General features: G+C 51.9%; 9 protein-coding genes. 5 read left to right on the top strand and 4 right to left on the bottom strand.

Annotated features, from left to right (window positions below):
* Positions 1 to 2 precede the first annotated feature (2 nt).
* Complete coding sequence (locus CX651_RS10060) at positions 3 to 2,174, bottom strand: TonB-dependent receptor plug domain-containing protein (RefSeq protein ID WP_101055885.1); 2,172 nt, start codon at positions 2,172 to 2,174, stop codon at positions 3 to 5.
* A gap of 350 nt (positions 2,175 to 2,524) precedes the next feature.
* On the opposite strand from CX651_RS10060, the gene CX651_RS10065 reads away from it, so the two are divergent.
* Positions 2,525 to 3,883 carry an isochorismate synthase gene (locus CX651_RS10065; RefSeq protein ID WP_101055886.1) on the top strand — a complete coding sequence of 453 codons (1,359 nt, stop codon included), beginning with the start codon at positions 2,525 to 2,527 and terminating at the stop codon, positions 3,881 to 3,883.
* 87 nt (positions 3,884 to 3,970) lie between these two features.
* Here the strand turns inward: CX651_RS10065 and CX651_RS10070 are convergent, their stop codons facing one another.
* Complete coding sequence (locus tag CX651_RS10070) at positions 3,971 to 4,615, bottom strand: type 2 periplasmic-binding domain-containing protein (RefSeq protein ID WP_229839782.1); 645 nt, start codon at positions 4,613 to 4,615, stop codon at positions 3,971 to 3,973.
* A 237-nt stretch (positions 4,616 to 4,852) separates the two neighbouring features.
* Between CX651_RS10070 and CX651_RS10075 the strand changes: the two genes are divergently transcribed.
* Together CX651_RS10075 and CX651_RS10080 are read left to right on the top strand one after the other, a co-directional pair.
* On the top strand, positions 4,853 to 5,512 hold the full coding sequence (locus CX651_RS10075; RefSeq protein WP_101055887.1) for a 7-cyano-7-deazaguanine/7-aminomethyl-7-deazaguanine transporter: 660 nt from the start codon (positions 4,853 to 4,855) through the stop codon (positions 5,510 to 5,512).
* A gap of 84 nt (positions 5,513 to 5,596) precedes the next feature.
* The gene (locus CX651_RS10080) at positions 5,597 to 6,061 is read left to right on the top strand and encodes a GNAT family N-acetyltransferase (protein WP_308427928.1); all 465 of its coding nucleotides are present in this window, start codon (positions 5,597 to 5,599) and stop codon (positions 6,059 to 6,061) included.
* 156 nt (positions 6,062 to 6,217) lie between these two features.
* On the opposite strand, the gene CX651_RS10085 is transcribed toward CX651_RS10080, so the two are convergent.
* The gene (locus CX651_RS10085) at positions 6,218 to 6,955 is read right to left on the bottom strand and encodes a TorF family putative porin (protein WP_101055889.1); all 738 of its coding nucleotides are present in this window, start codon (positions 6,953 to 6,955) and stop codon (positions 6,218 to 6,220) included.
* Positions 6,956 to 7,094: 139 nt separating this feature from the next.
* Positions 7,095 to 8,042: a LysR family transcriptional regulator gene (locus CX651_RS10090; protein WP_101055890.1), complete on the bottom strand. Its 948-nt coding sequence runs from the start codon at positions 8,040 to 8,042 to the stop codon at positions 7,095 to 7,097.
* A gap of 469 nt (positions 8,043 to 8,511) precedes the next feature.
* Here CX651_RS10090 and CX651_RS10095 point away from each other — a divergent pair, with 469 nt between their 5' ends.
* Complete coding sequence (locus CX651_RS10095; protein ID WP_101055891.1) at positions 8,512 to 9,654, top strand: efflux RND transporter periplasmic adaptor subunit; 1,143 nt, start codon at positions 8,512 to 8,514, stop codon at positions 9,652 to 9,654.
* 13 nt (positions 9,655 to 9,667) lie between these two features.
* Positions 9,668 to 12,799 (top strand): efflux RND transporter permease subunit, encoded by a 3,132-nt coding sequence (locus CX651_RS10100; RefSeq protein ID WP_101055892.1) that lies wholly within the window; start codon positions 9,668 to 9,670, stop codon positions 12,797 to 12,799.
* Positions 12,800 to 12,965 lie beyond the last annotated feature (166 nt).

Genomic DNA, 12,965 nt, shown 5'->3' on the forward strand with positions numbered 1-12,965 from the left:
TATCAGATCTGCCAGTTAATCCCAACAAAGACTTGTCTACCAGCCTGAGGTAAAGAATCACTCTGATAGTAGTTCTCGTCCAACAGGTTGGTGGCTCGTAAATAGAGCTCTAGATTATCTTTAAGCAAAGGTTGTACCAGATTGATGTCCACCAGGGTGTAATCATCCAAGGATTTCTCCTGCCATACCTTCTGACCGCCGATCTTCTCCTGATCGTAGTAGTTCTGATCCATGATACGTTCCACATTCAGGTGGATACGAGTCTCGGTCGGCAACTTGTAGCCCAACTGGAAACGCAGTTGATGCTTGGGACGATAGTCCAGACCATCAAAACCTGTGCTGCTGTCTCTGTCTTCAGCGTGCAGATAACTGTAGCTCAAGCTCAAATCCAGATTATCTATACTCTTGTTGGACAGCACAGTATCCAAACCCTGGAAGCGATAGTTGCCTATGTTCTGATACATACCACTGGCATCTTTGGCAATGTAATCATCAGCATCTGTGTGATAGAGATAGAGTTGCAGCTCGGTATTCATACCCAGCCCCTGCTCCAACCCTAACTCAACATGCTTGGAGATTTCAGTTTCCAGCTGCTGATTGCCGGAAGACAGGGAATAAAGGTTACGCATGGAGGGGAAACGTACCTTACGAGCCGCACTCAGGCTCAGACGGGTATCGTCAGCCACTTGCCAGAAACCTGAGGCCAGCGCCGAGTAATCATTCTCATTGCCTTCGGTCTTGTCCATGTCGTGGTATGCGCCGCCCAGAGTAAAGCCCCAATCACCGTCGGACTGGAACTGATACTCGGCCGCGGCGGTATAAACCCAGGCCGAATCATCGAAAGACTCACCGCTGCCACCACCAGTTCCAGTGCCGCCGCCGGAACCACTACCACCACCAGTTCCAGTACCGCCGCCGGAACCACTGCCACCACCAGTTCCAGTACCGCCGCCTGAACCGCTGCCACCACCAGTTCCACTACCGCCGCCGGAACCGCTGCCACCACCTGAGCCATTACCGCCGCCAGAGCCCTTGGCTGCTGCAATCTTGCTGCTGCCGGACTTCTTCGAGGAGCCAAAGCTTTCAGCTACCGCTTCCCAGCTCTGTTTTTCAGCAATCACTGAGGTAGTCAGGATACCTGCAGTGTCGAAGTCGGTGATCAACTGCAGATTTGCGCCCTGCACTTTGGAGGTGCCATCCTGAGCTTGAGTCAGCTCGGCGTAGCTATTGTCGCCGTACACGGTTTCATAGGTATCACTCTGGTTGTGATAACCAAAGCCACGGAAAGTGAAAGTATCATTGAACTTATGTGCCAGGCCCAACTGGAAAGTCTGTGAATCATAGTCATCGACCCGCTCAAACTTCACCCGGCCACTGCCGCTGCCATCTCTTGGGGGCTTGCCCCACTCACCCGAACGCAGTGCCATATTGGCAATGAGTTGAGTATTATCGCTGAGCCAATAGCTGCCTTGGGCATACAGATTGGACAGTTCTTTATCTGCATTGTTGCGCTGATATTTATCCTGATACTCAGTGGTTTGATAGTCAGAAGACATGGGGAAACCATCTGTGTGCTGATAACTTGCACTGATGAGTCCCTGCCAGTTATCGCCCGAACCGGCGGCACTGATATCGCCCTTGAAGGTGTCATCCTTGGCCAATTCCAGGTTGCCGGATACCGCCGGAGCGCTGTCGCCACGCTTGGTGATGATGTTGATAACACCGCCGGCGCCGCCTGGACCATAGAGAACCGAGGTTGGGCCAACGGAGACTTCAACTCTGGCAATCTGGCTGGTTGGGATCACGCTGGGATCAAACTGACCATCATCGGCACTATTGGCCGGTACACCATTGATCAACAGAGTGACATGGCGGGTCTTGAAACCACGGATATCCACCCTTGGAGTGCCCTCACCGCCGTAACGCACGTAAACGCCGGGAACATTCTTCAGCACCTCATCCAGGCTCTGGGCCCCCAGAGCTTTGATTTCTTCTTCAGAAATGCTCCAGTTGGTGGTGGCAACTTCGGTGGCGTTGGCACGCTCACCGTGCACTACTATCACGTCCATGGCGTTATTGACCAGAGGGTCACGTTCAATAGAGGCCGCATTGGCCTGCATGGCACAGCCCAGCGCCAGTGCGAGGGCAGAGAGTTTTACCGGAATATGGGACATAAGGCTCTTCTGTCGTTTCTGATTGGGATTATCCGGGCTATTCTGGCGCCGCCCAAAAAAGCTACAAGCTCAGTGACGGTAAAAACCAATACAGATCGACAAATTAATACAAAGGGAGTAGATAACAGAGTCGACTACGGACAGATTGTCCCAGCAAGACAATTTGCCTAGCAAAAATGTCCACTTACATCACATTAACCTAAGCTGATTAATGGGATCATGCTATACGTCACACCGGCCCCTTCGACGGCTTGACACTCGAGGTGTGGAACTTTAGTTTGTGTTAAAGATACTGTTAGCCGGACGCTTTCTGCTTCCGGATCCCTTTGTTCGGATGTTCGGAGCTCCCCTTGTCTGCACTTACCCTGTCTCAGGCCATTTCGTCACTCAAAGACAAGCTGTGTCAATTGGCCAAGCTGACACCAGCAGAACCTATTGTCCAACTGGCCGCGGAGGTACAGGCGATCCCATTGATCTCCTGGCTGGCTTCCCAGCCCAGCTACCCAAGAATTTATTGGCAAGGAAGGGACAGACTCGAGGAGGTGGCCGCCATCGGCAGTTGCCTGGATTTCCGTTTCGAAGATGAAGTCACAGACGAGGCTCTGGCCGAAGTCTATGAGACACAACGGGCCTACTCCAGTAACCAGGAGATCCGCTACTACGGCGGCGTCGCCTTCGATCGCGAAATCGCCTCCTGGCCCGAGTTCGGCCGCGCCAGATTCCTGTTACCCCGAATTGAGCTGAGGCGCAGTTCAGATTATTTCCGGCTCTTGGTTAATCTGAATCTGGGGCAGGGAGACCAGCAGCAAGAGATAGCCCAAGCACAAGCCGCACTGGATGCACTGGTGCCGGCCCGCCCCATGACGCCACCGACCAAGACTGAACAGCTGTCACGCAATGACAGGCCCGATTATCCGCGTTGGAAGACACTGGTGGAACAAGTTACCGCCCCTAGATTCAATCAGGACACTCCCAAAGTAGTATTGTCACGCCTGACTCAGCTACAGGTGAAAGACACTCCGGATCCCTGGCAAGTATTGGCCAGTTGGCAAGGACGTAACCCCAACAGTTTTCAATTCGGTTTCGAATTCAGCCCCGAACGCAGCTTTATCTCCTGCTCACCCGAACGCCTTTATCGCCGTCAGCAGCAGGAACTGTATACCGAAGCACTGGCGGGTACTACCATTCGCGGCCTGAGCCCAGAAGAAGATGAACGCCTGGCGCAGCAGCTATTGGATGACAACAAGAATAGTAATGAAAATCAGCTTGTCAGAGAGCATATTGTCAAGGCGTTGACCCCGCTGAGCCGCTATGTCGGTGCCGATGAGACACCCACCATCTTCAAACTCAACCATATTCAACACCTGCACAGATCGATTCGTGCCGAACTGCGTCACGGGGTGAAAGATTTTCAACTGCTGCAGGCCTTGCACCCAACCCCGGCCGTCGGTGGTTTACCGCGGGAATCTGCCATCAGTTTTCTGCGCCAGCGGGAAGGCTATATGCGTGGTTGGTATGCCGGAGCCTGTGGTTATCTGAATAAATATGAGAGTGAATTTGCGGTAGCCATCCGCTGCGCCCTGCTGGAACCCGGCTGTATCAACCTGTTTGCCGGTGCCGGCATAGTCGCAGGTTCAGATCCACAAGCCGAGTGGCAGGAGCTGGAAAACAAACTCGCCACCATAATGTCGATTTTGCTGGATTTTTAAGGTGATGGCTGCTCCTGTACCCTCAGTTGCAACGACTCCAGGCTCTGCAGTTTAATCTCTGCCAATTCCCCGGAACGCTCCAACTGCTCAAAACAGGGCCTTCAGCTCGAGCCCTTTGGGATTATTGGCGAAGGCAAAATAAACATCTGCCCGCAGCACATCTTCGATAAGTACCAATTTTCTTGGCTGTTCCAACTGCGACAACAGTGGCTGCATGTCGGGTTTATAATCGAGTACGGCATCGATTTTGCCTTCATTCACCTTACGCAGCATCTCCAGCAGGCTGCTGTTTTCCTGATAGAGCATAGGTACCTGGGTCAAGGTAAAAAAACGATAAGCGATCAAAGCCTGAACCTTTCTATGGGTCAAAGACACCATACCTTGCCAAACACTGGCCAGTTCAGGAGTTACTGCAGCATCTATCACCTCGGTTTCTACTTTGTGAGCACTGTAAATTCCCTTGGAGATATCCCCCAGATAAAGCCCTAACACCATATCAACCTGTTCGCGCTCCAACATATACAGAGAGCGAGGGAAAGGAACAAACTGAATTTCCAGTTGCCATTCCGGCTCGGGGAATACCCTTCGCAACAACTCAAAATAATAACCTTCACCATTGGTTTCGGTATAACCGCCCCAACTGGCGGTAGCTATCTGGATCTTGGTCGGTTCGGCAATGGCCGGCCAGACAAACGTCAATAAGGCCAGCAGCAGGCAGCAGATTCGATTCATTTAACTCTCCTGTCTTCCCTTTCAGTGTAGAGTAGCTTTAAGGGAGGTGCGAACAAGTCCCATGCCTGCCCTGCATAGACTTAAAGGTCCAAATATAGGAACTTCCTTAGATGGGTTGGACATTTTTTACGCTTCCCTCTTGTCAGCTGAATTTTGGGCTCTATAATGTGCGCCCTTTCGGTCAAACCGAAAATGCGGGTTCCCTCACCCCGCCCAGCCAACTAAAAAGGTCACAATATGTTAATGTTAACCGGCGCGCAGCTCAAACGCGCACTGATCCTCTTGGTCAGTTTTCACATCCTTATTATCAGTGCCAGTAACTATCTGGTGCAGCTCCCATTTCAGCTATTCGGCTTCCACACAACCTGGGGCGCCTTCAGCTTTCCTTTTGTCTATCTGGCAACCGATCTGACGGTACGGATATTCGGCCAAGCTACCGCCCGGCAGATCATCTTCAAGGCCATGCTACCGGCCTTGCTAATCTCCTATGCCATGGGCGTACTGTTTCATCAGGGTAACTTTCAGGGGCTGAGTGCCCTGTCGGACTTCAATATCTTTGTATTCCGTATCGCTTTTGCCAGTTTTGCCGCCTATCTGGTGGGCCAGTTGATGGATATCGCAGTGTTTGCCAGAATTCGCCGCCAGTGTGCCTGGTGGGTCGCTCCGGCGGCCTCTACCCTGGTGGGCAACCTGGTGGATACTCTGGTGTTCTTCAGTATCGCCTTCTTCGCCTCCAGTGACCCCTTTATGGCCGCCAACTGGCCGGAAATTGCCGCAGTGGATTACAGCTTCAAGCTGTTGGTTAGTCTGGGGCTGTTCCTGCCGGCTTATGGTGTGCTGCTGCGGGTACTACAGGACAAGATCTTGCAGACAGAAAACCAGCAGCAATTCTCCTGATGCATTCAACTGGCCAGACCTGTTATAATTTTGGCCAGTTTTTATCCCGCAATCTGTGACATTTTGCGGCCCGTTGAGAGAATAATGATGTACTCCATTGAAATCAAAGCTATTACTGAAATAGATCAGCAACAGATCGACGAGATCATGGCCTTGAGTGCTCAGATCCCCGAGTTTGATTCCGGCTACCAACAGCAAGAGTTCGAACGTCGACTGACAGGCAATGCCTGTTTATTGTTGTTGGCCTTTGTGGAAGGTGAATTGGCGGGATTCAAGCTGGGTTATGCTCTGGACGAGCATTGTTTTTACAGTTGGTTAGGCGGTGTATTACCCGATTATCGCAGTCTGGGGCTGGCGCGCAGTATGCTGGAAGCACAGGAGCGTTGGGCCACTCAAGCCGGTTACAAACAGATCCAAGTTAAGACCCGCAACCAGTTCCGCTCTATGTTGAATATGCTGATCAGCCATAAGTATCAGGTGGTGGATTTCCGCGCCGAGCCTGGGCATATTGCCGACAACCGCCTCTATCTTGAAAAGAGCATGTACTAAGGAAGTCTTGCAAAGGACTAGGGGTATTTGCTGCGAACCACGCCTTACATCCAGGCCTGTTAGCCGACGCAGAGCACAGATAGGGCTTGTTCGCACCTTACCTAAAAAAAGAGTACGCCAAATGGCGTACTCACAAAGACTGCAGGGAAGCAGTTCTTAAAACGCTTTGCTGATTCCTATCACCAACCTGTCATCGAAGATCTCTGTCTGGGTACCATAGACCTTGTGATCTGCTTCAACCGTACTGCCGTGGTAGCGCAGATCCAGGTTGAAACCATAAAATTCTTTGCTTACCCCCAGGTTCCAGTGTCCCCATCCTTCGGCACCATTACCGTTCAAGTCCTGATAACCGACAGAGCCAGAAACCTTGATACCATTCTCGAAAACATAGCTGGGGTGCAAGGCATAGTTGACCCCGTGCCAACCATCGACACCGAACCAGTCATCCACAGTTGGCGTCACTTCCAGTTGCAGATTGGCCCGACCGAAAGACTTGCCGAGTTTAAGCCACAGCTCTGTGTAGTTAGAGTAAGACGCGCCGGGATAGAGATATGAGAACAGCATGACATCATAGGTGAAACCTGAATCACCCAACTCACCGCTCTTGCCGATGAAAGGCGCTGTGACTATCTCAAGATTGGGGTCGGCAAACTTGATGTTGGAGGCAAATACCCCGGTATACCAACCGGCGTCATGGTTCCAGCTGAATGTTCCCTGGACTACGGGCACATCACCATCCAGGGTTTCCGATTCGCCGCGGAACACATAGTCAGAGGCAAAGGTTAGATTGCCGGCAAAACTACCACCGGCGAAACGGGGAGCTTCGTCAGCCAGAGTCATGGAACTGCTGCACAGCAGCAAACCTGATAAAAACAGCTTATGAGTTGGGTTCATCTTTATCCACCAGAGCTTGAGAATTGTTAGCCCGGATAGTAAGAAGAAGTTATGAACAGGGTTATCTAGGTGAATGAACCGTGAAGGAATGAATGTGAACAATTATGAATGACTGCGGCAGCGCCGCAGTCATAGCGGCTTATTCGAAACCCTCGGGATGCTTCACATACTCGGGGATCTCCAGCAGCATGTTACCCCAGTAACCGAACAAGGCCTGATAGATAAAATCAATAAAGATTATGTATTTACGAGGCAAATAGGCCCGTTTTGGATAAGACAGCAACAGGGTGTTATGTTCCATAGGAAAGTCTTCCAGCACGGCCACCAACTCCCCTTTTTGTAAGGCTTCATCGGCGATCATCGGTGGCAGACAAGTGATCCCCAAACCGGCAATGGCCGCTTCCCGGGCCAAGGTAATATTATTGACCTTGAGTTGAACCTCAGGAGTGATCACCTGCCATTCATTGCCATCAAAAATCTTCCAGCAACCGTCATTGATAAGCTGGATCCCCCCCTGCTCTATGCCCTTGTGATGCCAAAGATCATCCGGGGTCTGCGGAGTGCCGTGGCGTTTAAGATACTCAGGGCTGGCCATCAGGGTGGTGCTGGTCTTCACCAGTTGATAATGCTGCAGGCGTGAATCTTCGATGCCGCACAGATGGAACAGTATATCTATCCCTTCTTCAACCATATCCACCTTGCGATTAGTCAATTCAGCTTCTATGGTAATATCCGGGTAAGCCTCAAGAAAACGGGCAAATACCGGGCCGAGAAATAGCTGTCCCATCTCGATAGGGCAGACTACCCTCAGATTGCCCTTAACCCGCTGCTGGTTGGCACTGAGCTGGGCTTCGGCATTTTCCAGATCCACCAGAATCTTGGTGATCTTGTTGTAATATTCGGCACCGGCCTCGGTTAGCCTCAATGCCCTAGTGGTTCTGAACAGTAGTTGAACACCGGTCGCCTTCTCCAACTCGGCGACTTTGCGACTAACTGTAGTCTTGGTTAGCCCCAACGCCTTGGCGGCGCCGGTAAAGCTACCTTGTTCAACAACTTGAGCAAATATTTGTACCCTGTTTAGATCCATTTATTGTTGCACCTGTGGGACAGTGGGTTTATTTCTATATGACTAATCAAATTATAGTGACAGTAGTAGAATACTCGCCTCGCGGTGGAGGATCCAGCATGGTGCAGAGAAATTTCTGCGGTTTAGCCATGGGTCACTCAACCTTAAAACGCTTGCTGCAGTTGGGAAAGGTGTCTTTGTCTCCAGGGCAAAAACAGAATCTTTTCCAAACGGGCAGAAACGGGATTTGGATACATAAGTTGTTGAATTCATAAATCTCACAACTAAATGTAAATAAATGGCAATAGTGTCGTTTATTGATTAAAAAATTTTCATTCATTTACACTTTTCGCTTATCCTGTAGCTTGTTGATACAGAATGCTTGTGCGATAAATATGGGTTCGAAAATTTTGCTGGCGAACTGCGCCAGGAAGCCTGTCGTACAAGACACTTTCCCTTCCCGGCAAGCAGATACTGATTAGGAGTTATCATGCGGCATGTACTAAAAGTTGCCTCAGTTGTAAGTATGGCGTTATGGATGACGGCCTGTGGGTCGGAAGCTGAACAAGCCAAAAGCAATCAGGCGGCCCCCGCTATGGAAGTCAGTGTCCTGGAAGTCAAGTCGGCTCCGCAGGCACTGCAAGTGCAACTGCCTGGGCGCAGCATAGCTTTCCTTGAAGCCGAAGTTCGGCCTCAGGTTAATGGCATCATTCTGAAACGTAGCTTCACCGAGGGCGGTGATGTGAAACAGGGTGAGTCACTGTATCAAATTGACCCTTCCACCTATAAGGCCTCTCTACAGAGCGCCAAGGCGGATCTGGCCCGCGCCGAAGCGGCTCTGGCTTCTGCCAAGGCAACTCAGGCCCGGTATCAGGAACTGGTCAAAACCAAGTACATAAGTAAAGAAGAGTACGACAAGGCAGATGCTTCCTATAAAGAAGCGCTGGCAGCAGTGGAAGTGGCCAAGGCGGCCATCAATACTGCAACCATTAACGTCAACTATACCGAAGTACAGGCACCTATCTCCGGTCGTATCGGTAAGTCCAGCGTTACTGCCGGTGCTCTGGTGACTGCTAACCAGGCTCAGCCACTGGCGACCATCCAACAACTGGATCCCATCAATGTGGATATAGTGCAGTCCAGTACCCAGATGCTACGTCTCAAGAGCATGTTGAAAGCCGGTAAACTACAGGCTTCTGATGACGCCGAAGTGACTCTGCTGCTGGAAGATGGCTCGACTTATGATCATAAGGGTCGCTTACAGTTTGCCGAAGTCAGTGTCGATCAGAGCACAGGTTCTGTGACGCTGAGAGCCGAGTTCCCTAACCCGGACCATACGCTGCTGCCTGGTATGTATGTGCGCGCCATTCTCAACACAGGTGTCGATCCTCAAGCGATTCTGGTACCACAAAAAGCCATCACCCGTAGTCCCAAGGGTGAAGCTGTGGCCATGTTGGTGAATGCCGAAAACAAGGTTGAAGCAAGGGTGATCAAGACTGCCGATGTCATCAATCACCAGTGGCGGGTAACAGAAGGACTCAAGCCAGGTGACAAACTGATTGTCGAAGGGCTGCAAAAAATCCGTCCCGGCATGGCTGTGACGGCCAAACCCATGACAGCAAACCAGCAATAACAGGGCGGAAGTTATGGCACGTTTCTTTATCGATCGCCCCATCTTCGCATGGGTGATCGCGATTATTATCATGCTGGCAGGTGTCTTGGCCATTAAGGCCCTGCCGGTTTCCCAGTACCCGGATATTGCGCCACCAACCATTGTGGTTGCGGCCAACTATCCAGGTGCGTCGGCCAAAACTGTTGAAGATTCTGTGACCCAGGTGATTGAGCAGCGCATGACAGGTCTCGACCACCTGCGCTATATCAAGTCCACCAGTGACAGCTTCGGTAACGCCGAAATCACTCTGACCTTTAACGCCGAGGCGGATCCCGACATCGCCCAGGTTCAGGTACAGAACAAGCTGCAGGCCGCCATGGCTTTGCTGCCTCAGGAAGTAACGGCTCAAGGTGTCAGGGTTAACAAGTCCAGCTCAGGCTTCTTGATGGTGGTCGCCTTTATTTCAGATGATGGCTCCATGACCAAGGCCGACCTCGCCGACTACGTGGGTTCCAACGTTCAGGATCCCATGAGTCGGGTACCAGGTGTGGGTGAAACCACCCTATTCGGTGCCCAGTACTCAATGCGTATCTGGGTCGACCCACTGAAGCTGACCAACTACAACCTGACCACTCTGGATGTAATCGCTGCGATTAAAGAACAGAACGCTCAGGTTTCTGCCGGTCAGTTGGGTGGTGCCCCTGCGGTTCAAGGTCAGGAGTTGAATGCGACTATCTCGGCTCAGAGCCGTCTGCAAACGCCTGAGGAATTCAGCAACATCATCCTCAAGTCGAATCCCTCGGGTGCCAATGTCTATCTGAGTGATGTCGCCAAGGTTGAACTGGGCTCTGAGAGTTATTCCATCGAATCACTCTACAATGGACGCCCTGCTACAGGTCTGGCGATCAAGCTGGCCACTGGTGCCAACGCACTGGATACCGCCGAAGCCGTGCGCGCCAAGGTAGAAGAGATGCGTCCCTTCTTCCCGGCCAGCATGCAGGTGGTGTATCCCTATGACACTACCCCCTTCGTAAAGAACTCCATCGAAGGTGTAGTTCATACTCTGCTGGAAGCCGTGGTACTGGTGTTCGTCATCATGTATCTGTTCCTGCAAAACTTCCGCGCAACCTTGATCCCAACGATTGCGGTGCCGGTAGTATTGCTGGGTACCTTCGCTATCCTGTCTTTCACCGGGTTTTCGATTAACACCCTAACCATGTTCGCCATGGTACTGGCCATCGGTCTCTTGGTGGATGATGCCATCGTGGTGGTGGAAAACGTTGAGCGGGTAATGTCCGAAGAGGGACTCAGCCCCAAAGAAGCGACCAAGAAGTCCATGGGGCAGATCACCGGAGCCCTGGTGGGTATTGGTCTGACGCTGTCGGCCGTATTTGTTCCCATGGCCTTCATGTCAGGCTCTACCGGGGTGATTTACCGTCAGTTCTCCATCACTATCGTATCGGCGATGGCGCTGTCGGTATTGGTGGCCATCATTCTGACTCCGGCACTTTGTGCCACTATGCTTAAGCCACTGAAGAAGGGGCATACCCATGCCGAAACCGGCTTCTTCGGCTGGTTTAACCGTAACTTCGATCGCATGACTGGCAAGTACGAAAGTACTGTTGCCAGCATCATCAAACGTTCAGTACGTATGAGTGCCGTCTATCTGGCGCTGGTTGTGGCCGTAGGCTGGATCTTTATCCGTATGCCAACCGCCTTCTTGCCGGACGAAGATCAGGGCATGCTGTTTACCCAGACTATACTGCCAACCAACGCGACTCAGGAAAGTACCATGAAAGTACTGGAAAAAGTCTCGGATCAATTCCTGGCAGACGAAAACGTCAAATCGGTTCTGAGTGTGGCGGGCTTCAGTTTTGCCGGTCAGGGGCAGAACATGGGTATCGCCTTCGTCGGACTGAAAGACTGGTCTGAACGTACGGCTCCAGGCAGTGATGTTCAAGCGGTTGCCGGCCGTGCCATGGCGGTGTTCAGCCAGATGAAAGAAGCCTTCGTGTTTGCCTTCGTACCGCCTGCGGTAATTGAGCTGGGTACGGCCAACGGTTTTGACCTCTTCCTGCAGGACAAAAATGGCCAAGGACACGAAAAGCTGGTTCAGGCCCGTAACCAACTGCTGGGCATGGCGGCTCAGAATCCCAACCTGGTGGGTGTACGCCCCAATGGTCAGGAAGATGCGCCCATGTATCAGCTGCATATAGATCATGCCAAGCTACGGGCGCTGAGCGTCAACATAGGTGATGTCAACAACGTGCTTTCTGCCGCTTGGGGTGGCTCCTATGTCAACGACTTCATCGACCGTGGTCGGGTGAAGAAGGTTTATGTTCAGGCCGATGCCAAATACCGGATGCAACCTGAAGATCTGGACTCCTGGTATGTGCGTAACACCCAGGGAGACATGGTGCCCTTCTCAGCCTTTGCCACCGGCAGCTGGGAGTATGGTTCACCACGTCTGGAACGCTTCAACGGTCTGCCGGCGATGAATATCCAGGGTGCGACTGTCCCCGGTTTCAGTACCGGTGAAGCGATGAACATCATGGAAGACATGGTTAACCAGCTACCGCCAGGCTTTGGTATCGAATGGAACGGCCTCTCCTACGAGGAACGTCTGTCAGGTAACCAGGCGCCTGCGCTCTACGCGCTATCGATTCTGGTGGTATTCCTGGTATTGGCGGCCCTGTATGAAAGCTGGTCTGTGCCTTTCGCGGTTATTCTGGTAGTGCCTCTGGGTATTATCGGTGCTCTAATCGCCATGAATGGTCGTGGCCTGCCAAACGACGTGTTCTTCCAGGTGGGTCTGTTGACCACTGTGGGTCTGGCAACCAAGAACGCCATTCTGATTGTGGAGTTCGCCAAGGAATACTATGAGCAGGGCTCCAAACTTGTCGACGCCACCCTGCACGCGGTGCGGGTACGTTTGCGGCCGATTCTGATGACCTCGCTGGCATTCGGTCTCGGGGTTGTGCCTCTGGCCGTCAGTACAGGTGTGGGTTCAGGCAGTCAGAACGCCATTGGTACCGGGGTACTGGGTGGTATGATCAGCTCAACCTTCCTGGGTATCTTCTTTATCCCACTCTTTTTCGTGGTGGTAGAGCGCATGTTCAGTAAGCGTGAGCGTGAAGAGCGTAAACTGCGAAAACAGGCCAAATAATTCGCCTGTCACCTCAAAGCCCGGCCGATATGCCGCAACGTAGTTCACTTAAGTGGAGCTGCCTTGTGATTAACAGGATATCGGGTCTTTGATATTTTTACCGCCCTAGGCCGATTTGGCTTAGGGCGTTTGTCTATAAAAAGGATGGACAAGTCTCCTCGCAGAC

Source organism: Shewanella chilikensis, from assembly GCF_002836945.1.
GTDB lineage: Bacteria > Pseudomonadota > Gammaproteobacteria > Enterobacterales > Shewanellaceae > Shewanella > Shewanella chilikensis.

What these genes read in the sequence shown, in the direction of transcription:
- CX651_RS10085 (WP_101055889.1), bottom strand. Translation starts at nt 6,955, where the DNA reads ATGAACCCAACTCATAAGCTGTTTTTATCAGGTTTGCTGCTGTGCAGC.
- CX651_RS10075 (WP_101055887.1), top strand. Translation starts at nt 4,853, where the DNA reads ATGTTAATGTTAACCGGCGCGCAGCTCAAACGCGCACTGATCCTCTTG.
- CX651_RS10095 (WP_101055891.1), top strand. Translation starts at nt 8,512, where the DNA reads ATGCGGCATGTACTAAAAGTTGCCTCAGTTGTAAGTATGGCGTTATGG.
- CX651_RS10060 (WP_101055885.1), bottom strand. Translation starts at nt 2,174, where the DNA reads ATGTCCCATATTCCGGTAAAACTCTCTGCCCTCGCACTGGCGCTGGGC.
- CX651_RS10100 (WP_101055892.1), top strand. Translation starts at nt 9,668, where the DNA reads ATGGCACGTTTCTTTATCGATCGCCCCATCTTCGCATGGGTGATCGCG.
- CX651_RS10080 (WP_308427928.1), top strand. Translation starts at nt 5,597, where the DNA reads ATGATGTACTCCATTGAAATCAAAGCTATTACTGAAATAGATCAGCAA.
- CX651_RS10090 (WP_101055890.1), bottom strand. Translation starts at nt 8,042, where the DNA reads ATGGATCTAAACAGGGTACAAATATTTGCTCAAGTTGTTGAACAAGGT.
- CX651_RS10070 (WP_229839782.1), bottom strand. Translation starts at nt 4,615, where the DNA reads ATGAATCGAATCTGCTGCCTGCTGCTGGCCTTATTGACGTTTGTCTGG.